Below are 22,382 nucleotides of genomic sequence, written 5' to 3'. Positions count from 1 at the left end.
TTTCGCAGGGTCAGCAGAGCAGGAGGCAGGCGTCCCACGATGTCGTCGAGGTGCCGGCGACGGCCAGGGTGGCGCCGGCCGCCCCGTCGAGGAACCCGGCGGGCTCGTCGACCGCCGCGGTGGCGTGCTGGTGCAGGTGCCGCAGCAGCGTGAGCGGTATCGGGGTGAGAGCGTTGGCGGCGATCCGATGCCCGGCCGCCAAGAGGCCGGCGGTGCCGTGGCACAGGCTCCGGTCGATCAGCCGGGTCGTCTGGGAGGGGTCATTCACGCAGTTGGTGAACGCAGCTTCGGCGTTGTGCTGCCGGGTGGTATCGCCGAGAGCGCGGGCGGCGAGCTGCTGAGCGCGGGCGATGCCGGGCGTGCCGTAGCACCAGGACGGTCTCAGCGGGCCCCACTGGCTCGGCTCGGCGCGGCGCAAGTCGTCGAGCGTGATGATCTGCGGCCACCAGGCACTGCCACTGGTGTGCTGCTCCCAGGTGTCCAGCCACCGGCAGATGCGCTGGATGGCCTCGGTGTGCCCGTCGACGGTGATCCCGTCGCTCATCGCGAGCGCGAGGAGTGCGAGCGGTCCGGTGATGCCGTGGGCGATCCCGTGGTTGCTGTGACCTCCTACCGGCGGCGGCTGCCGGTAGTTGGGGCCGGTCGTGCACCACCAGCCGGGAAGCCCACTGATGGGCTCGGTGAGCCGGACAAGGTAGTCCAGCACGTCGCGGAGTAGATCGACGTTGCCGATGCGGCGCAGAGCGACGCCGAGTCCGGTCAGCCCGCGGATCAGGTCGAACTCGGCGTAGTGCGGCGGCGGGTGGTGTTGGTCGATGCGGCGGTGGGCGGCCTCCAGCCGGCGGCGTGTCACCGTCGCGGTCCCGGCGGCGGCGACGGCCCGTGCCTGGGCGAGGCTGGGATGGTCGTACCCGGCGAGGACGAAGGCGAGGGCGGGAGCGCCGTAGTGGAGGCTGGCGCCGCCGGTGATGCTGACGCCACCGGCGACAGCCTCCTCGAGCGCCTGATACGCCGCCTCTCCGGGGTCACCACCGGCGACCAGCAGGCGCAAGAACCCGATGGTCAAGAACAACGTCGCGAGCGAGACCAAGAGCCCGACCAGCCACTTGGTGATGCTGTTGATGACCGTGGGCAGGTCCTTGGGCCCCGTTCCCACGGCCGCCGCGTACGCGTCGATCGCCGGAACCAGCAGCATCACAGCGACCGTCATCGGCACGACGGCGACGGCGGGCAGCGCGATCGAAAGCCACGCGATGAGCTTTCGAGCGGGGCGTTTCATGAGGTGTCCCCCTCCCGGCCGGGAGACTCCGGGTCCCGCATCGGCTCGGGCCCGCGGGCGTCCGCGGAAATGCCCACCGTGTTGCTGGATTGCTTATGCGGGTGGGGGAGGCGGTGCGCGGGGCCGCAGAAGGCTCCTTTCTCATCGGGAATGGATTGTTCGGATGTGCCGTCCGGGGGAATGGATCGGCCCCGCACACCAGGCTCAGGGTTTTGTTCCCCCGCTTGTTGAAGACCGGAAATCGCGGCGGGAGGGGACAGGCGTTGTTCCACATCGCCCGAAGCCATCGCGGCGGTCAACCGGGCCTCACCGCGCTGACGCGCTTTACGCGCCGCTTCATAACCGACGCCGAGTTCGGCGGCGGCCTGCTTGAGGGTGAGGTTCTCCAGGCGGCTGCGGCCGATCAGCTCGGCCTGCACCGGTGACAGCACGCCCTTGGCCACCGCGTCGAACAAGATCAGGTCCGGGTGCCCCCACGGCGGAGGCGGAGGCTGAGACTCCAGCGGCGGCAACGGCATCGCCGGGATGCCGTCGCGGGTGTAGCGGGCTTTGATCCCGGCCCGGTACGCCATCCACCGCAGCCGGGTGACGACGCCGGCACGGTCCAGATCGATCCGGACCAGTCCTTCGAGGAAACCGGTCAACACGGCCGAGTGAATGTCGGTGGCATCGCCGCGGTAGCCCTCGGACAACTCGGTGGCCATCTTCCGCAGCGCGGGCATCGCCACCCCGGCCGCACCGACGACCCAGGAGGGGCCTTGCGTACGGGCGGCGTGGACCAGGTGCCGCCAGGCCGCGTCCCGGCACGCCCGACCGGTCGCCAAATGACAAAGGATCGACCGCAGTTCATCCAGCCGGATCACCCTGCGCGGCAACCCGTACCCGATCGTCTTGCCATCAACGGACAGCGGATCCGGGCCCGTGGTCAACGCTCGGAAGGACGTGACGATCATTCCCAGCGGCGAGGACGCATCAACGCGGGCGCGACGCCGACGCCGCGTACGCCGCTGGCTACGCGGACGGGGCGCCGTCGGCTTCGCGGGGTGGGGTGAGCGTTCGGTACCGGCCATCACCGGCTCCCTTTCTGGTCGCGGACAACTGCGATCCAGAAAGCCAGGCCGCCTAGGCAGTTCATGGGCACACCGCTGGAGCTGCGTGCCTACCGGCCGTCTGCCCAGGATCCGCCCAAGTACGGCACCTGCCGACGACCGTGCCGAGCCGAAAGACCTCGCAAGTGCCGCCGTGCCTACGTGGTGCCCAGGGCTGAATCTGAGCGTGCCTACGGCACGACGCAGGCCGGATGAGAACGTGCCCAACAACGTGCTCGGGACGACATCGGTGTGCCTATGGAGTGCCCACGGCTGAGAAAGGGATGTCCACCGAGATGTCCGGGTGGACACGAGCGTGGCTAAGGCGGGCGCTGGAAAACGCCGGTGACGTCCCAGCTTGTGGTGTAAGAGATCGGGCTCCTCGGCGTGGTGGCCACGCGCCAAGGAGCCACCGTGTGATGGTCGGCAAGACCCACGCCAATGGTTCTCGCGAAAGGGACACATCACACGATGGCTCTGGACCAGTCTGCCCTGCTGGAGGTCTTGGATGCGCTCAAAGGCGCTGATGTCGAAGACCGGATCCGTCAGGCGGCCACCACGATCTACCAGGCTCTGATCGAGGCGGAGCTGACCTCGGTGATCGGTGCTGCACCGCATGAGCGCACCGAGGCCAGAACCGGTTTGCGGAACGGGCACCGGCCCAAGACGATCACCACCACCGCGGGTGATCTGCAGTTGCAGATCCCCAAGCTGCGGGCCGGGTCGTTCTTCCCCTCCCTGCTGGAACGCCGCCGGCGGGTCGACCAGTCACTGTTCGCCGTGATCATGGAGGCCTACCTGCACGGCACCTCCACCCGCAAGGTCGATGACCTGGTCAAAGCGTTGGGTGCCGACACCGGCATCTCCAAATCCGAAGTGAGCAGGATCTGCGCCGAGCTCGACGTCGAGGTCGCGGCGTTCCGCGACCGGTCGTTGGCCGATCAGCCGTTCCGCTACGTGTTCTTGGACGCGACCTACTGCAAGGCCCGGGTCGACCATCGGGTGGTCTCCCAAGCCGTCGTGGTCGCGACCGGCGTGGCCGCCGACGGACGCCGCGAAGTCCTCGGCTTCGACGTCGGCGACAGCGAAGACGGCGCGTTTTGGACCGCGTTCCTGCGCACCTTGAAGACCCGCGGGCTGCACGGAGTGCAGCTGGTCATCAGCGACGCCCACGCCGGCCTCAAAACCGCGATCCAGGCCGTGCTGCTCGGCGCGGCCTGGCAACGCTGCCGGGTTCACTTCCTGCGCAACGTCTTGGCCCAGGTCCCCAAAGGCCACGCCGAGATGGTCGCCGCTGCGATCCGCACCATCTTCGCCCAGCCCGACCCTGATCACGTCCGTGAGCAACTCACCACCATCGCCGGCATGCTCGGCCGTCAGCTCCCCAAGGTCGAGACCATGCTCACCGAGGCGGCCGATGACGTGACCGCCTTCGCCGACTTCCCCCTCTCCCACTGGAAGAAGATCTGGTCCACCAACCCGCTGGAGCGAGTGAACAAAGAGATCAAACGCCGCACCGACGTCGTCGGTGTCTTCCCCAACCCCGCCGCCCTGCTCCGCCTGGCCGGCTCGGTGCTGGTCGAAACCCACGACGAATGGCAGGTCACCGACCGCCGCTACCTATCCGAAAGCTCCATGGCCCTGCTCGACCAGCCCGCAAAAGCCAGCAAGGAGGTGGAAACACCCGCACTGCTCACGGCATGATCAGCATTACTCGCTGACCCGCACACGGTGACGATCACTTACACCACCACGCGGGACGCCACCGGAACGCCCACGGTGGACTTCGATGGTGTCGGCAGATGTTCCTGAGACGGTCGGCTTGCCGGCGGGTGGACACTGGCGTGCCTACGGCGTGCCCAGAGTGGACGAACACGCGCCGCGCGAGGCGCTCAACCGGACATGAGCGTGTCTACGGTGGACGCTGGCGGAGAGCGACTTGTCTAACGCCGTGGTCGACTTGCCTGCCGGTGGACATCCACGGCCTACGGGTTGCCTACGGGTTGCTTAAGTACTTGCCTCAGCGTCCACCAGAGCGAAGCTGGACGTGCACAAGTTTGCGGTCCCGTATAGGGACAGGACGGCGCGGTGTGCCCTGTGGGTCGTCGGTCAGCTGTGACCAGTGGGTCCGGCGAACAGCGCCGCCTTGGCCTGAATCGCACTGGTGATGCGCTGCAGCTGGGTTCGGACGATATCCAGGTGCCAGGCGGCCTCGTCCTCCTCATCGCGGAACAACAAGTCCATCGCGATCAGCCAGTCGCCGATCACCTTACGCAACACCTGTCTGGCTTCACGGTCCATCGGTAGATCGGCCAGGATGGTGAACGCGCGGGTAAGACCGCTCCATACCTCAGCCCGGTACAGCTCTTCGCCGTGAAGCAGGGGAACCTCGATCCGCAGCGGCAACCGGGACGACCACTCCTCGATCGTCGAGTACAGGTCGATCAATCGCATCATTGCCGCATGATGACGTTGCGCGTGATTCTTCTCCATGCCCGGATTCCTTTACGCGGTTTACTAAGTGGTTGGGAAGATCGCCGATGAAATGGTGCCGGTCGGTGTATGGCATCGGAAACCATGTGAAATAGCAAGCCGTCGATGCTGCTTCGCGAAAGCTGAAAAGCTGATTGAGAAGACGCCCCACCGCTGGGCGTCGTAGATGCCGAACTGGAGTAGGGGACGCCGACGGGCACCCGTTCTGCAGCGAGAGTCGGCACGCGCTCAAGCACCTATTGAAAGACCGGTACAGACATCCCGATGACGGCCCTGGCTCTTCTCGACCGGGAAGGCGAGCCGCGCGGCCTCACCGTGCCCAAAAGGTGCCGATCACCTGCCTACGCACCTCTTCGGCGTGCCCAAGCCCTGCCGACCCGGTGCCCACGCGTGTGCCTAAGGAATGCCTAGCCCGCGAGGTTTTGTTGGGAGCGTGCCGTACGCGAGGGGTGGATGCGCAGAAGCACCCACCATGCCCCAGGACCAGAACCACGACGACAAGCACGAGCACGAGGCTCGGCCGTGCCCTCAGCCCGACCCCGAGCACCAGGCCGCAGACCTGGCACGGCACGGCAGTCCGAGCCGAAACCGCGCCCATGACCCGGACCATGCTGCGGCAGCCTCGGACAAGGTCGAACCGTTGCCATTGTCGGTGTGGGTGTGCGCGCAGCGCCCCGCCGTCTGGCAGCGCCGCGGCCGGTACCTGCCCGTTGCCACCGCTAACCCGGCCAAGATGCTGCCCGCGCTCGCGGCCACCGCGATCGCTAGCTACACCAAGCCTGGCGATCTGGTGCTGGACCCGATGTGCGGGATCGGAACCACGCTCGTCGAAGCCGTCCACCTGGATCGGACCGCGATCGGGATCGAGTGCGAAGCCCGCTGGGCGAACCTGGCCCGCGCCAACCTCGACCTCGCCCGCGACCACGGCGCGCCCGGGACCGGCGCCGTCATCACCGGCGATGCCCGCAACGCCAGCGCCCTCATGACCGATCCCCACGTCGTGGGGAACGTCGCGTTGCTGCTGACCTCACCGCCGTACGGGCAGAGCACCCACGGGCAGGTCCGCTCCAGCCGCGAAACCGGCCACACCAGCGTCCGTAAATACGACTACGCCTACGGCAAGAATCGCAGCAACCTCGCCCGCGGCAGCCATGACCGGCTCCTGTCCGGCTTCACCGACATCCTGCTCGGATGTGTGCCGTTGCTGCGGCCGGGTGGCATCGTCGCGATCACCACCCGCCCGTTTCGCCGCCACGGCCACCTCATCGACTTCCCCAACCAGGTCTGGGCCGCCGCCCAAAACGCCGGCCTGGAACCACTCCAGCGCCTCGTCGCCCTGCTATGCGGCATCAAAGCCGACCATCTGGTCACCCGCGCGAGCTTCTTTGCGATGCACGAAACCCGCAAAGCCCGCGCCGCCGGCGTTCCCCTCCACGTCAACGCCCACGAAGAAGTGCTCATCCTCCGACGCCCACCCGGACCCCAGCTGCCTGTGGCCGACGGCGAGCCCACGAGGTCGGCGGAGAACCAATGATCTGGCAGCAGACCTGCTCTTCCGGCCGGGCCGGTAACCACACAACCCGCCCCGCCCGCTGCGGTCTCGGCGGCCGGAAGCCTCTGGAGGACGTCCCTCGAGCGGCGGACGGACCGCATGCCTTCGCGTTCAACCTTCCGCTGGCCGGCTGCCGCATCCGGTGGTATCCGCGTCCGTTGCGGTGCGGGTCGATGGCGAGTGGTTCCGGGGGGCCGGGCCAGCGGATTCGCCTTGATCCCACCGCTGGAGGTGTGGCTCGATTCCGCCGGTGAGCGCCATGCCCGGCGTACCTGGCTGCCACGACTGCCGTCACCGAGCGGCATCGGGTCTACCGAAGCGGTGGGTTCGGCGGGGGGCGGAGATGAAGGCGGGGTTGTCGCTGGCCGAGATACGGCGGCTGCCCGCCGTGGTGGACCTGGTCACCGCAGGACAGGCGCTCGGCCTGGGCCGCACCAAGACCTACGCCCTCGCCCGGACCGGCGACTTCCCCTGCCGGGTGATCCGGGTCGGCAAGAGCTACCTGGTGCCCACCGCCGAGCTGCTGTCCCTGCTGGGCCTCCCACCCGCTGGCACGCCGCGCGAGCCCGACGACCGGCCGGACACCAGCGCGGGACCGGTCGCCAAGGAGTGAAGCGATGGCGAAGGGACGAACCTTCAAACGCTGCGGCTGCCGCACCACCGACGGGGCACGGCTCGGCGGGAACTGCCCCAAACTCAAACGCCGCAACGGCTGGAACCCCCACCACGGGACCTGGCACTACCAACTCGAACTCCCACCCACCAGCGACGGGAAACGGCGGGCACCGCTACGCCGGGGCGGCTTCACCGACCAAACAGCCGCCCAAGCCGACATGGACGCCGCTCGTGAGCTGCTGGCCCTCGCCGGAGAGGACAAGGCACTGGCCGTACGGATCGCCGACATCATCACCACCACGGTCAAGGACACCGGCAAGCTCCCGCAAACGAGCGAGATCCGGCGCCGGGTCCGCACCGGCCAAGAACTCGACCAGCAACGCACCGTCACCGACTGGCTGAACACCTGGCTGGCCGGCAAACAACAACTCCGCGACAGCAGCACCGCCGCCTACGCCTCCCACATCCGCCTGTACTTCAACCCCGTCATCGGACACATCCGGCTGGACCGGCTGCAGGTCTCCCACGTGCTGGAGGTGTTCGAAGCGATCGACGAACTCAACGACACCATCGAGACCGCCCGCCAGACCGGTGACCCGGCGATCCGCGCCAAAGTCAAAGGACGACGACCGGTAGGCCCGGCGACCAAACACCGGATCCGCGCCACCCTGCGCTCGGCGCTGAACACCGCGATCAAACAACGGCTGATCGACTTCAACCCCGCCGCCGTCATCGAGTTGCCCCCGGCCAGACGCCCCAAAGCGCTCGTCTGGACAGACGAGCGCATCGACGAGTGGCGGCAAGCCCGCCAGGCGTATGTGGAGGAGATCCGGCGGCGCAAGCAGATCCTGGCCGCCCGCAGCCCGCACGGCGCCAAGCTCGGCACCGCCGTCACCGCACTGGACTCCTATATCGGCACACCCCGGCCGTCCCCGGTGATGGTGTGGACCCCGAAGCAGACCCAGCGGTTCCTCGACCGCGCCGAACACCACCGGCTGTATGCGCTCTTCCACCTCGTCGCATTCCGCGGGCTGCGCCGTGGCGAAGCATGCGGGCTGCGCCGGCCCGAACTGGACGTGATGAACCGGGTGGCGACGGTGCGGTGGCAGATCGTCCAGATCGGCGCCACCACCACACAAGGCCCTCCCAAATCCGACGCCGGAGACCGCCAGATCGCCCTGGACCGCCGCACCGTCAACGTCCTGCTCGTACACCAGGCGCGGCAGAACAACGAACGCCTCGCCGCCGGCGAACACTGGGCCGACACCGGCTTCGTGTTCACCACGCAGACTGGGCAGCCGCTGCACCCAGCGGAGGTGACCGAGCAGTTCCATTGGCTGTGCATGGAAGCCGACCTGCCACCGATCCGCCTCCACGACCTCCGCCACGGCGCCGCCACCCTTCTGCTGGCCGCCGGACACGACATGAAAATGGTCCAAGAAACCCTCGGCCTGTCCTCCATCACCATTGCCGCCGACACCTACACCTCCGTCCTGCCCGAGCTGGCCCGTCAAGCCGCCGAAGACGTCGCCGCCCTCCTGCCACCCGCTCCCGGCCGTCGTGCGATCGGCCACGGACGTAAAGTCAGCCCGTAATTCATGCCGCACTCGCCATGCCGCTCGCCGAGGCTGACAGCGGGCACGACGCGACCTGCACCGGACTGGGCATATCTGGGGTGTGGGCGGTAGGACGCAGCGCCGCCCTGACCAATCGGTTCAGCTTTTTCGTCGTAGACAGGAGGTGGAGCTGGATTCGACAGCCGCTTTAACTTCCTGCTCCTCCTTCGCCGCGGTCCCTCGCCGGGTGACGCGTTGTCGGCCTCGATGCGCCCGACTGTGCCGCTGTCTCCGCGAAGATGAGGACCGGCTTGGCCATCAATTCACAGGCGTTTTAGCGTCAGCGGTAGCAGCTTAAGGAACAAAGCGCTGGTGGCCAGGTTGGTTAGTCGTGGGCTTGGAGCCAGTTGAGGATTTTGGTGTGGATGCCGTCGATTTTGAGGATGGCGCTGGCGTGGCCGCTGCCGGTGACGACGGTGAGGGTGCAGGAGACGTTTTTGGCCTTCATCGCGGTGCAGAGATCGCTGGAGTGGGTTGAGGGGACGAAGTCGCCTTGGGAGTGGAGGAGGTACATGGGGGCGTCGGCGGTTGAGGCGTGGTTTTTTACGACGGCGTCGCTCCAGCGGTTCCAGCAGGTGGTGTCGGTTTTGGTGGGGTAGCAGCGGGCGAGCAGGGTGGAGTTGTCGCGGAGTTTCTGCTTCGAGGCGCTGGCCCTGGATTTTTGGCCGTCGCCGTAGGCGCGGTAGGGGGAGGCGACGGGGGAGAGGGCGACGACACCTTTGACGTATTTGGTGCCGGTGCCGTAGGTGCCCACGGCGGTAGCGATCTGTCCGCCGGCCGAGGACCCGAGCAGCAGGACGCGGTTCGGGTCGCTGCTGAACTGGGTGGCGTGAGCCTTGATCCAGGCGATGGCGTTGAGGGCGTCGGTGCGCTGGGCGGTCCAGCCGGATTGGGCGTTGAGGCGGTAGTTGATGGAGAAGACGGCGTAGCCGCGTTCGGCGTACCACTGGCTGGTGGCGACCCAGCTGGATTTGTCGTCTTCGTACCAGTAGCCCCCGTGGATGATGACCAAGGCTGGCTGCTTTTTCCCCGGGACGTAGTAGGCGTCGAGTTGTTGCTTGGGGTCGGTGCCGTAGGAGTAGGTGCCCGTGGTCACGGTGACGACGGCCGAGCGCAGGGTGTTCTCATCGGCCGGTGGTGGGGGAACCGGGTCATCCTCGTACGGGGCCGTGGTGATCGGGTGAGCGGTGGTCCGCGGGGTCGGTATGTCCTGCGGGGGCGGGTTCCCGTCGTCCTGTACGGGCGGGGTGAAGTGGGCGCGGGCTTTGAGCCAGATGACCAGGGCGTTTTTGAGGGTGGTGGTCAACAGCGGGCCGCCGGAGGAACTGCCGGAGGTGACGTTGACGGTGATGTCGGTGGGGTTGGCGCCCTTGGCGATTTCGGCGTCGCGCAGGTCGGTGGAGTGTGCGGCCGGGATGGGGTCGCCGGTGGAGTGGGTCAGGTACATGGGGGCGTCGTCGGCGCCGGAGGCATGGGTTTTGACGACGGAGTCGTTCCAGCGCGCCCAGCAGGTGGTGTCGGCCTTGTCGGGGTAGCAGCGGTTGAGGATGACGGTTTCGTCGCGGATCTTGCGGCGGGTCGCGGTGGCGCTGGTGGTGGGGGCTTGGGTCCAGGCGCGGTAGGGGGAGTTGATGGGCGACAGGCCCACGGCGGCGTCGACCTGGTCGCGTCCGGCGCCGTAGGTGGCCAGGCTGGTGGCCAGTTGCCCGCCGGCCTGGGAGCCGAGGACGGCGACGTGGGCGGGGTCGGCGTCGAAGTCGTCGGCGTGGGTTTTGATCCAGGTGAGGGCGGCGAGGGCGTCGTCGCGGGGGCCGGGCCAGGCCACATCGGTGTTGTAGCGGTAATCGGCGGAGAAGACGGCGAACCCGTGGTCGGCGAAGTAGCGCGCGGTGGAGGCCCAGTCGGTCTTGCTGCCGGAGTTGAAGTAGCCGCCGTGCAGGATGAGCAGTGCTGGCCGGGGGGTGTCGGAGTCGTACCAGTAGGCGTCGATGCCCTGGCGGGTGGCGCTGCCATAGGTGTAGGCGGCTTCGTGCCGGGTGGCGGCGTGGGAGCCGGAGGTGACGGCCGCGACCGCGGTCGCGGCGGCGAGTAGCACCAGCCCAGGCCGGGTCAACCATCTGCGCACGTGACATCCCCTTTGAGGCCGTCGTACGCGCGATCACCCGGCGTACCGGAGGTAAGAACCGCCAGATCTTGACAAGAAAGATGACCCTCAGCAAGGTGATACAAATCACACGAGATCGTGGAACTGGTAACAATTTCGCCTTCGGGTGCCCTTGGCTTGGATGGTGACGCTCACGGGTGGGTGGTGTCGGCCCGGCGCATTATGTGATCACCGCAGGTTGCGGGTCATGCCAGCTTCGGTGTGACGGAGCGCATTGAGAGAAGACGCTTGCGCTGCCTGCCCGGTTTACATGCTTGTGTGGCTTTCTCTGGCCAGTCGGCGGCTGCGGCGGCGGGTTGTGCCTCTGTACGAGGTTCGTGCCGCTTGTTACTTTCCGTCCGTTTGTTTTACTTCATGCTTACTTTCTGTGGAGGCGGACGTGACCCGCTGGCGTCGTCCCGATGGCTCCTACCGCCCCGGCGGGAAACCGTTTCGCAGGCTACGGGCCGGCCTGGTCGCCACGGCCCTCGCCGCGGCACTGACCTCCACGATCGCTTCGACGGTCCCGGCGCAGGCCGCCTCCGGGTCTGATGATTCGTCTGTACGGGCGGGGGAGTCGGCGGCGCTGAAGCAGGCACGCGCCACGGATGAGCCGGTCGAGGTCGCCTCGCTGCGGGGGGAGACCCGTGAGGTGTACGCCCAGCCGGACGGCACGTTCGAAGCGGTCGAACACCTGCGCCCGGTCCGCATCCGGCAGGGCGGCAAGTGGGTCGACATCGATACGACCTTGCACAAGCACGACGACGGCACGGTAAGCCCGGCCGCCTCCACCGTGGACCTGACGTTCTCCGGCGGCGGCACCGGTCCGATGGCCACGATGGTCAAGGCCGGCCGCAAACTGTCCTTCTCCTGGCCCGGCAGCCTGCCTGCGCCGGAGTTGTCGGGGGCGACCGCGACGTACAAGGACGTCATCGACGGCGTGGACCTGCAACTGAACGCCGACACCGACGGGTTCTCCGACCTGTTGGTCGTCAAGACCCGCGAAGCCGCCCAAGACCCCAAACTCGCCCAGTTGAAGTTCACCACCGCCGCGGCCGGGGTGAGCCTGGCCGAGGATGAGGCCGGCGGGCTCAAGGCGACCGATGCCGGCGGCGGCGGTGTGGTCTTCGAGGCACCCCAACCGATGATGTGGGACTCGGCCACCGGTACGGCCGCTCCCAACGCCACCAAGTCGATGGCCGCAGCAGCCGGTGATCTCGCGGACGGGGACGAAGGGTCTTCCCACCGCGCGCCGATCGACGTCGATGTCTCCTCGAACGCGGTGACCTTGACGCCGGACCAGACGATGCTGACCGACCCGGACACGACGTTCCCGGTCTACATCGACCCGGTGTACAAGACGGTGAAGGACTCGGCCTGGCTGATGGTCTCCAGCGGCGGCTGGAAAGACTACGACTTCTCTGGCGATGAGGGCATGGGCTACTGCCCGTACGACTACACGACGTCGTGTGGGTCCCACCACATAAAGCGGTTGTTCTACCGGATGCCAACCAGCGGTTTCGGCGGCAAGACGATCCTGTCGGCCGAGTTCCAGGTCAAGGAGACCTTCGCGCCGAGTTGTGAGACCCGCACCGTTCAGCTGTGGAAGACCAAGGCCTTCGGCACGTCCTCGACGTGGGATTCCACCAGCGATAACTGGCTGGAGCACCTGGACTCCCAGGACACCGCCAAGGGCTATTCCGGCTGCCCGGCCGGCGACGTGATCTTGGATGCGACGCAGGGGATGAAGGAGGCCGCTGCCGGCGGCTGGTCCACCTTGACGCTTGGGCTGAAGGCGGCGACCGAGGACTCCCAGCTCGCGTGGAAACGGTTCGCTGACGACGCTTACCTGCGGGTGCACTACAACACCCCGCCTCCGCAGCCGAAGATGACCAACCTGACCTCCTCACCGGGCGGCGCGTGCAAGGGCCCGAGCAGTCCGGCCAAGGTGAATATGCCGCCCAAGGCCTACGCGGTACTGACCGACCCGGACACCGAGGACGCGGGCAAGGTCCGCGGCCAGTTTCAGGCGGCCTGGGACGACGGGACCGGCTGGGCCCAGCGATGGACATCGGACCTGACCAGCGCCAAGGCCAGCGGCTCGACGTTCACGATGACGCTGCCCTCGACCATTCCGGAGAACACGGTCATCGAGTGGCACGTGCGCGCCTATGACGGCACGAGCTACAGCCCGTGGAGCTATGCGGGGAACGCCACCGGCTGCTACTTCCTCTACGACCACACCGTTCCGGCCGCCCCGACGATCACCTCCAACGCCACCGACGGATACCCCGAATCCAACCCCGACGATGAGAACGACCCGTGGTACGACGGGGTCGGCCGCTACGGCAAATTCACCCTCACGCCTGCCGATTCGGACGTGACGAAGTACCAGTGGGGCGTCAACGAAGACCCCTCATCCGCACACGAGACCGTCACGACGGCAGGTGCGCCGGTCACCATCGATGTGATGCCCCAGACCGCGGGCCCGAACTGGCTGAGCGTCAAGGCGATCGACGCCAGCGGGAACGCCAGCGCCACAGCGACCTACTACTTCCGAGTCAAGGCCGGCGCAGACGCCGAAGCGACCTACGCACTCGACGAACCGATCGACTCTACCCAGATCAAGGACACCGGTGGCGGTAACGCGGCGGACGTCCACGGCGGGGTGACCCTCGGCGTCGACGGGATCACCAAGACCGGCATGGAACTGAACGGCACAGACGGGTATGCCGCCACCTCCAGCCCGCTCCTGGACACGACCAAAAGCTTCGCGGTCTCGGCGTGGGCGCGGCTGACGGCGACCAAACCCGGCCACGCGGGCATCATCGCCACCCAGGCGGGCGCGCAGAAGAGCGGATTCGAGCTGTATTACTCCTCGGCGTTGGACCGGTGGGCGTTCAACCGGTACGCCAGCGACACCGCCGACGCGACGATCGTCCGCGCCACCCCATCGACGGCTCCTCAGGGAGGGGAGTGGACGTACCTGCTCGGCGTCTACGACGCGGTCGCCAAGACCCTCAGCCTCTATGTCAACGGCACGCTAGCCCAGACCGTCGCTTACACCACGCCATGGAACGCCACCGGCGGACTACAGATCGGTGCCGGCTCCTACGGCGCTGTGCCGGGCAGCTTCTTCTCCGGCGATGTGGACGACGTACGGGTCTTCGATCGGGTCGTCACCGCTCAAGAGGCACGGGACCTGTTCACCCAGCGGCCGGTCGTGGGTGCCCGGTGGAAGCTGAATGACGCGGCCGCGGCTGTTCGCCCGGCGACGGCGTACTGGAAGCTGGACGAGGCGGCAGGCGCGGCTCGCGCCGAGGACACGATGGGTACCTACCCTGCGGGCGCCCATGGCGGGGTCACGTTCGGCGCCACCGGCAAGGCCGGCAAGGCGGTTCAGCTGAACGGCTCGACGGGATATCTGGCGACCTCAGGACCGGTGGTCGACACCACGAAGAGCTTCAGCGTCTCCGCCTGGGCGAAGATGACCGCCAAGTCCGCGACACCGGTCGTGGTGAGCCAGGAGGGCAGTGAGGGGTCGGCGTTCGCGCTGTATTACTCCAGCAACTACGACCGCTGGATCTTCAACATGCAGACCCCCGACACCGACACCCCCACCTACATCCGAGCCCAGTCCACGCAACCACCAACGCTGAACACCTGGACGCATCTGGCCGGTGTCTATGACGCGGACACCCAGCAGATCCGTCTGTACGTGGACGGGAAGTTGCAGCAGACCGTCGACCAGCCGAACACCTGGGCCTCCACCGGCCCGCTCGACCTGGGACGTTTTAAGTCCAAGGGCGCCTACACCAGCTACTTCAACGGCAGCCTCGACGACGTGCGTGTCTTCGACCAGCCGATCAACGATTCCGAAGCGGCCCAGCTCGCTGGAGGAGCGCCGACTTCGGTCATCACCAGCGCCGACGACACCGTCTACGGCCACCATGTCACGCTGTTCGGTAACGCCTTCGTCGACCAGGGCGCGGGATGGATCGGTAGTCCGCCGGGCGGCCTGGTGCTCGATGGTGATGGCGACTACGCCGCCGCCGCGGGCCCGGTGGTGCGTACCGATCAGAGTTTCACCGTAGGCGGCTGGGTCGAGACCGCGGGACGGCCGACCCGGGATGCGGCGGCCTTCAGCCAGGAAGGCGACGTCAACAGCGGGTTCACCCTCCGCTACCACCCTGACGCCGCCGATCCAGGCGCGGGGGGCTATCAGATCGACATGCCGGACAAGGATGCCACCGGCGCGACGCACCAAGTGGCCGAGAACAGGAGCTTCCAGTCCGATGGCAGCGGCTGGGACCACGTGGCCATCGTTTACGACGCCTTCGCCGATGAGATGCGCCTGTACGTCAACGGAAATTTGATGGAGACCGATGACGGCCTCGTGTCCTTCCGCAAGAACACACTCGCGTTCAACGCGGTGCAGGCCTTCCAAATCGGTCGTTCCAAGACCGACGGCGCCTACGGCGAGTACTGGCCTGGCGTGATCGATGACGTATGGGCGTTCAACGGCGTCCTTGATGACGATCAGATCGCGAAACTGTCCGGCGGTCTGGAGTACCCGACCAACGACCTGTGAGCCCGGCATACCAGCAGGCTCTTCGACTTCTTCCCTCTACCGGCGGCGCGCAGGACGCGGCGGTCGTTCCCCCCGGAGGACATGGTGAGAAAGCGAGCGGCGACGTCGCGATACGAACTGGGTCGCATCAGACGGTCGGTGGCGCTGGTGGTGACGGTGTTGCTGGCCGGCGTGCTCGCACCGGCGTTCCCGGCCCAGGCCGCTGACGGGGGCCGGCCGGCCGTTCAGCGGTCGGCCAAGCCGGCCAAGGGCCACCGGGTGAAGGCCAAGCCGCGTACGCCTGACCCGGCCACGCGGCGTCAGCTACCGCCGAAGACGAAGTGGCCGAAGGCCGCCGAAGCGGAGGTGACGCTGCCCGATGCCACGGTGTCGGCGAACGCCGTCTCATCTTCACCCAAGCCCGTGGCCGCCGTCCGTGCGGGGAAGTTGCCGGTGTGGGTAGGTGCGCCCGGCAAGGAGGCCAAGACGACGCGGTCCGCTCAGCCGGTGCAAATCCCGCGGCAGGTCAAGGTGCGCGTCCTTGACCACGCTACCGCCCGCCGCACCGGAGTCGATGGCCTGCTGTTGACCGTGGCGCGTACCGACGGCGACCAGACCGCCGGTCGCCTCGGCATCCAGGTCGACTACTCCGGTTTCGTCAACGCCTTCGGCGGCTCCTACGGTTCACGGTTGAGTTTGGTCCAGCTGCCCGCCTGCGCGCTGACGACGCCGAAGCGTTCCAACTGCCGGCAGGCGACGCCCGTTCCGACCCGCAACGACGGCGAGGCCAAAACACTCTCCGCCGCCGTGAACGTCGCCCCGGCGGCGTCCGGGGCAACCGTGCTGGCGGCGGCGGCCGGATCGTCGAGCGACAAGGGCGACTACAAGGCGACGTCGCTGTCTGCATCGGCGACCTGGCAGGTCGGCACGCAGACCGGCGACTTCAGCTGGTCCTACCCCCTGCGCGTGCCGCCGGTGCCCGGGGGCCTGGCCCCGAAACTGGCCATCAGCTATGACTCCGGCGGCGTGGACGGGCGGACGTCGAACACCAACAACCAGCCGTCCTGGCTCGGTGAGGGCTTCGACCTGTGGTCGGGCTACATCGAGCGCCGCTACAAGGCGTGCTCCGACGACGGCGCACCGAAGGATGAGTTCGGCAACGAACCCGGCGACCAGTGCTGGGGCTACGACAACGCCACCATGAGTTTCAATGGCAAAGCCGGAGAGCTCATCCCCACCGGGGACGGCACGTGGCGGATGAAGGACGACGACGGCACCCGGATCCAGAAGCTCACCGGTGCCGACAACGGCGACAACGACGGCGAGTACTGGAAAGTCACGACCACCGACGGCACCCAGTACTTCTTCGGCCGCGACCATGTTGCCACCGGCAAGGCCGCGACCCGCTCGACCTGGACGGTGCCGGTCTTCGGCGACGACGACAACGAGCCGTGCCACAAGGACACCGGCTTCGCCGACTCCTGGTGCCAGCAGGCCTGGCGCTGGAACCTGGACTATGTCGTCGACCCACACGGCGATGCCGCCGTCTACTACTACACGCCCGAGACGAACCGCTACGCGCGTGACCTGAAAGCCTCCAACAGCACCAGTTACACCCGTGGCGGCTACCTGGATCACATCGAGTACGGCCTGCGCTCGGACAACCTCACCGCCAAACCGTCGGCTCTGGTGAACTTCGGTGTCTCAGAGCGCTGCGTCCCCGACGCGAACTTCAACTGCGACCCGGACCAGATCGGCTCCCACCCCGATTACTGGTGGGACGTGCCGTGGGACCAGAACTGTGCCGACGGCACCGACTGCGAGGACACCGACCTCAACACCATCATGGGGTCGCCGACGTTCTGGTCGCGTAAACGCCTTACCAGCGTCACGACGCAAATCCTCAACCCCAACGGTTCGGGCACCTATCTCGATGTCGACTCCTGGGCGATGACCCAGGACTGGGGGCTGGCCGACGTCGACCGTGACCTGCTGCTCGAGTCCATCACCCACACCGGGTCCTACAAGGGACTCACCACGACGCCGAACACTCCGGTCGCCCTGCCGTCGGTCACCTTCAACCACGTACAACTCGAGAACCGGGTGGACAAGCTCGGCGACGACATCGGCCCGTACGTGAAATACCGGCTCGGCACGATCTACGACGAGTCCGGCGGGCAAATCGACGTCAACTACTCCAAACCCGAATGCACCACCGACGCACTCCCGACACCGGAGACCAACACCAAACGCTGCTTCCCGACCTACTGGATCCCACCGGACGGAACCAAAGACCCGAAGATCGACTGGTTCCACAAGTACGTCGTCACCCAGGTCATCCAGACCGACCGGACCGGCCACGCCCCCGACATGGTCACCAACTACGACTACCAGGGCGGCGCCGCCTGGCACTACGACGACGATGACGGGCTGACCAAGGAGAAGTACAAGACCTGGTCACAATGGCGCGGCTACGCCACCGTCAGCGTGCAGTCCGGCGGCGACAACGACATGCGGACCCAGACCGATCACCAGTACTTCCGCGGCATGGACGGCGACCGCCTCAACAAAGACGGCGGGACCAAGGATGTCACCGTCTCTGACGGAGAAGGAGGCACCTACCCCGACACCGACGCCCGCCAGGGGTTCGAGTTCAAGACCACCGCCTACCTCAGCCCGGGCGGTGCCATCACCTCCAAGACCATCAACACCGTCTGGACACACGAGACCGCCCGGCGGGTCCGTTCCTGGGGCACCACCACCGCCAACCTCACCGGCACCGCCAGCACCCGAACCCTGACCGCCCTGGAAGGCGGTACCTGGCGAGAGACGCTCGTCAAAAACACTTTCGAGGACACCGTCGGCCTGTTGACCCAGACCGACGACGAGGGCGACACCTCGACCGCCGACGATGACCGGTGCAGCCAGACTGAGTACGCGACCGATGCGACCGCCTGGATGTGGACCTACACCAGCCGGGTGGAGACGGTCGCGGTCAAGTGCGGCGACCCGGTTGAGCGACCCCGGCAGGTCATCTCCGACGTGCGGTCTTACTACGACGACGGCGCCTTCGACGCCGCCCCGTCCAAGGGAGACCTCACCAAGGTCGAGAAGATCACCGACTACAACGGCACCACGCCGGTGTACCTCACCGATACGACCACGACCTACGACGCCTACGGCCGGCCGAAAGCCGTGACCGATGTCGCCGGCCACACGACCACGACGACCTACACCCCGGCGACGGGCCTGCCGACCTCCGCCACGGTGACCGGACCGCCGGCCACCCCCGGCGACTCTTCCACCGCGCTGTCGACCAGTAGCACACTGGATCCCGCCTGGAACCTGCCGACTTCGCAGACCGACGCGGGCGGAAAGACCACCCAACTGGAGTACGACGCGCTCGGCCGGCTGATCCGGGTCTGGCTGCCCAACACCACCAAGGCGGCGGGCAACGTCCCCAACATCGCCTACGCCTACACCGTCACCAAGGACGCGCCCGTCGCGGTGCAGACCAAGACGATCCGGCCCGACAGCAGCCAGCTCACCAGCTACCAGATCTACGACGGATTCCTACGGCCACGGCAGACCCAGAACGCCGGCCCCAACGGGACCCGGCTGATCAGCGACACGTTCTACGACTCCCAGGGCAAGACCGCGCGGGCGTATGCGGCCTATCAGGCCGACGGCGCTCCGGACACGACGCTCTTTGGCCTCGACACCCCCGGGAACGTCGAGACCCAGACCGCCTACCAGTACGACGGGCTTGGCCGCGTCACCACCGAAACCCTTCTCACCGGCGGCGGCTCGGGCACCGAGAAATGGCACACCACCACCAGCTACTCCGGAGACCGCGTCACCGTCGACCCGCCGGACGGCGGCACACCCACCACGACCATCACGAACGCTCGAGGCCAGACCACCGAAGTACGCCAGTACAAGGCCGGCAGCCCCACGGGTGATTTCGACGCGACCAAGTACACCTACACCCCCGCGGGCAAGCTCAAGACGGTCACCGACACCGCGGGCAACACCTGGACCCACACCTATGACCTGCGGGGCCGCGAGTACCAGACGGACGACCCGGACAAGGGCACCACGAAGACCACCTTCAACGACCTGGACCAGGTGACCTCGACCGAGGACGCCCGTGGCAAAAAGATCTTCTACGTCTACGACCCGATCGGCCGTAAGACCGAGGAACACGCGGACTCACTGACCGGCCCGCTGCTGACCAAGTGGACCTACGACACGGCGCGGAAGGGACAACTGGCCAGCACGACCCGCTACATCGGCGGGGCGAGCTACGTCGCCACGATCAACCTCTACGACAACCTCAACCAGCCGCTCCGCACGACGTACACCGTCCCGTCGGTAACCGGGGAAGAGGGGCTCGCGGGCAGCTACCTCTACATCAACAGTTACAACCTCGACGAGAGCCTCAGAACGGCGAGCTTCCCCGCCGTCGCCCAGGCCGCCGGTATGCCGGGCGAGACGGTCTCCTACAAGTACGACGAACTGGGCCGCCCGACCACCACGACCGGCAACACCCCGCTCGTCACCAACACGCAGTACTCGCCCACCGGCCGGCTCCAGCAGCTCGAACTGTCCTCCACCGGCGCGAAGCACACCTGGCTGAGCTATGCCTATGAGTACGGCACCCAGCGGCTCGCCGAGTCGCGTACGGAACGGGAGAACATCGCCGGCGTCGACCGGGACGCCACCTACTCCTACTACGACGCCGGGAACGTCAAGAGCATCACCGACACCTCCCGAGCCGGCACCGACACCCAGTGCTTCACCTACGACTACCTCCAGCGCCTCACCGAGGCTTGGACACCAACCGGCGGGTGCACCGGCGCACCGGACAAGACCCTCCTCGGCGGACCTGCGCCGTACTGGACGAGCTACGCCTACGACTCCACCGGAAACCGCACCAGCGAGACCCAGCACGGCGTCGGCGCCATGGCCGCCGACACGACACGGACCTACCACTACCCCGACCCAGGCCAGGGCCAGCACCGCCTGAGCTCGGTGACCCAGACCGGCTCCGCCGGCAGCCGTACCGACACCTACGACTATGACGCCGCGGGCGACACGACCACCCGCGACATCGGAAGCGCGGGCCAGACTCTCGCCTGGGACACCGAGGGGCACCTGGCCACCACGACCGACAGCACCGGCACCACCACCTACGCCTACGATGCCGGCGGCACCCGGCTCCTGCGCCGCGATCCCACCAGCACGACCCTGTACCTGCCGGACATGGAACTCCGGTTGGACAAGACCACCAACACGGTCTACGGCACCCGCTACTACAGCCACGGCGGCACGCTCGTGGCCGTAAGGACCGCGAGCGGCATCGAGTTCCAATCCGCCGATCCGCACGGCAGCGCGGAACTATCGGTCAATGGTTCGACGCAGGCGCTCGCGCAGCGAAGGTTCGGGCCTTTCGGTCAGTTCCGCGGCTCGCCCACGGGCATCTGGCCAACGGACAAGGGTTTCGTCGGCGGGACCATCGACCCGTCCGGCCTGACCAACCTAGGCGCCCGCCAGTACGACCCCGATACCGGCCGGTTCGTCTCCGCCGATCCGCTCATGGACCTGACCGATCCGCAATCGTGGAACGGTTACGCCTACGCCGACAACAACCCCGTCAACAGCAGCGACCCGTCCGGAGAGATGGTGGACTGCGCCACCGGACACGGCGGTTGCGGCACCACCGGGAACGCCGGAGGGTCCAAGACCCCTGGCAATTGCGACAACGGGCAATGTGACAACTTCGGTATGCAGTCCAGCAACCGAGAAATCATCGCCCAACCCGGCAACCACTTCCCCTGGAAACCCGAACCACCCCGGTGTGACTTCAGTTGCTTCGCTCGCAATTTCACCAACGGCGCCATTGACGGAGGCCTGCGCGCGGCGGCGGGCCTTGGCCTCCAGGTGTCCGGTGGACAGGTGGGCCTTGACGGTGCCTGTGCTCTCTTGTCGATTAAAGCCCTCTGCGGGAATCCGGCAGACCATATCCATGTCCCGCTGGGCGGCGACGTCGACGATCCAGGCTACAAGCTTGGTGTTGGGGCTGGAGAATACGCCCTACCGCTCCTTATCCCCGGTGCGGGAGAGGAAGCCGACGCCGCGCAAGGCGGACGGGTACTCCCTCGGCTCGCGAGAGCGCTCAGAAGGAGGTGCAATAGCTTCGTCGCCGGGACGAAGGTCCTGCTCGCAAACGGCAAATATAAGGCAATCGAGGACGTCAAGGCCGGCGACAAGGTTCTTGCCACCGATCCGGAGACCGGCAAGACGGGCCCGGAACCTGTCATCGCCTCCTTCGGCGGCACCAAGTACAAAAATCTGATCAAAATCACCGTCGACACCGACGGTAAACGCGGGCACAAGACCGGCGTTATAATCGCCACCGAACACCACAAATTCTGGAACCCCACCACCCGCACCTGGGTCCGGGCCGACCACCTCACCGATCGAGCGACACTCCGCACCGCGAGTGGCGAAGCCATCCGCGTCATCGCGACCATCCGGTACCCAGGCCACCCGGTCGTACGCGATCTCACCATCGCGCACACCCACACCTTCTATGTAGAGGCAGGCGCCGCGCCCGTTCTCGTCCACAACTGTGGCCGACAGGTAAGGTACGGGAGCACTGACCTTAGTCTGGAAACCTTGGATGCGCGGGTTCGTGACGGCGCAAAGAGTGCGAACACGTATGCTGCTGCTCGGTACGAAGATTCGGCCGGTGGACTCCGTACGTTGGTGGTGAACTCTGACGCGTCCGGACATGCAGAGAAGAACATGGTGGCTCGACTGGGCGAACTTGGAGTTTCACCTTCCGCCGTGCGAGAATTGTACGTTGAATATCAACCGTGCGGCAGGTGTGCCGATAGCTGGATACCAAGGTTCGAAAACGCCGATATCACCTGGAGTTTCGAGTGGAACGCTGACCAGGTGGTGCAGGCTGCGGCGCGCAAAGCCCGTGCTGCGGCAATCGGCGAACTGTGGGGAAGGTAA

10 protein-coding genes are annotated in these 22,382 nt (G+C 66.9%); 6 read left to right on the top strand and 4 right to left on the bottom strand.

Annotated features, from left to right (window positions below; all coding sequences use genetic code 11):
* Window positions 1–10: 10 nt before the first annotated feature.
* Window positions 11–1,279 carry a lanthionine synthetase C family protein gene (locus tag OG417_RS34365; RefSeq protein ID WP_329237626.1) on the bottom strand — a complete coding sequence of 423 codons (1,269 nt, stop codon included), beginning with the start codon at window positions 1,277–1,279 and terminating at the stop codon, window positions 11–13.
* Window positions 1,276–2,232, bottom strand: a complete 957-nt coding sequence (locus tag OG417_RS34360; RefSeq protein WP_329237624.1) for a hypothetical protein — start codon at window positions 2,230–2,232, stop codon at window positions 1,276–1,278. The genes OG417_RS34365 and OG417_RS34360 overlap by 4 nt, the downstream gene beginning before the upstream one ends.
* 606 nt (window positions 2,233–2,838) lie before the next feature.
* Between OG417_RS34360 and OG417_RS34355 the strand changes: the two genes are divergently transcribed.
* Window positions 2,839–4,071, top strand: coding sequence for an IS256 family transposase (locus tag OG417_RS34355; RefSeq protein WP_329237621.1), 1,233 nt, complete (start codon window positions 2,839–2,841; stop codon window positions 4,069–4,071).
* A 405-nt stretch (window positions 4,072–4,476) separates the two neighbouring features.
* Here OG417_RS34355 and OG417_RS34350 read toward each other — a convergent pair whose 3' ends face one another.
* On the bottom strand, window positions 4,477–4,860 hold the full coding sequence (locus tag OG417_RS34350; protein ID WP_329237617.1) for a hypothetical protein: 384 nt from the start codon (window positions 4,858–4,860) through the stop codon (window positions 4,477–4,479).
* Between the two features lie 472 nt (window positions 4,861–5,332).
* Between OG417_RS34350 and OG417_RS34345 the strand changes: the two genes are divergently transcribed.
* The 3 genes from OG417_RS34345 (at window position 5,333) to OG417_RS34335 (ending at window position 8,622) form a co-directional block, all read left to right on the top strand.
* Window positions 5,333–6,394, top strand: a complete 1,062-nt coding sequence (locus OG417_RS34345) for a TRM11 family SAM-dependent methyltransferase (protein WP_329237614.1) — start codon at window positions 5,333–5,335, stop codon at window positions 6,392–6,394.
* A 361-nt stretch (window positions 6,395–6,755) separates the two neighbouring features.
* Window positions 6,756–7,025: a DNA-binding protein gene (locus tag OG417_RS34340; protein WP_329237611.1), complete on the top strand. Its 270-nt coding sequence runs from the start codon at window positions 6,756–6,758 to the stop codon at window positions 7,023–7,025.
* 4 nt (window positions 7,026–7,029) lie between these two features.
* Window positions 7,030–8,622, top strand: a complete 1,593-nt coding sequence (locus OG417_RS34335; RefSeq protein ID WP_329237610.1) for a tyrosine-type recombinase/integrase — start codon at window positions 7,030–7,032, stop codon at window positions 8,620–8,622.
* Window positions 8,623–8,968: 346 nt separating this feature from the next.
* Here OG417_RS34335 and OG417_RS34330 read toward each other — a convergent pair whose 3' ends face one another.
* A complete protein-coding gene (locus tag OG417_RS34330; RefSeq protein ID WP_329237607.1) occupies window positions 8,969–10,768 on the bottom strand; it encodes an alpha/beta hydrolase in 1,800 nt (599 codons plus the stop codon).
* A 406-nt stretch (window positions 10,769–11,174) separates the two neighbouring features.
* Here OG417_RS34330 and OG417_RS34325 point away from each other — a divergent pair, with 406 nt between their 5' ends.
* Both OG417_RS34325 and OG417_RS34320 read left to right on the top strand, forming a co-directional pair.
* On the top strand, window positions 11,175–15,377 hold the full coding sequence (locus tag OG417_RS34325) for a LamG domain-containing protein (RefSeq protein WP_329237604.1): 4,203 nt from the start codon (window positions 11,175–11,177) through the stop codon (window positions 15,375–15,377).
* 138 nt (window positions 15,378–15,515) lie between these two features.
* The gene (locus tag OG417_RS34320; protein ID WP_329237601.1) at window positions 15,516–22,382 is read left to right on the top strand and encodes a polymorphic toxin-type HINT domain-containing protein; all 6,867 of its coding nucleotides are present in this window, start codon (window positions 15,516–15,518) and stop codon (window positions 22,380–22,382) included.

Origin of the sequence: Actinoallomurus sp. NBC_01490 (assembly GCF_036227085.1) — a bacterium.
GTDB lineage: Bacteria > Actinomycetota > Actinomycetes > Streptosporangiales > Streptosporangiaceae > Actinoallomurus > Actinoallomurus oryzae.
Note: the sequence above shows the minus strand (reverse complement) of the source record. Positions and strands in the feature narration are given on the sequence as shown.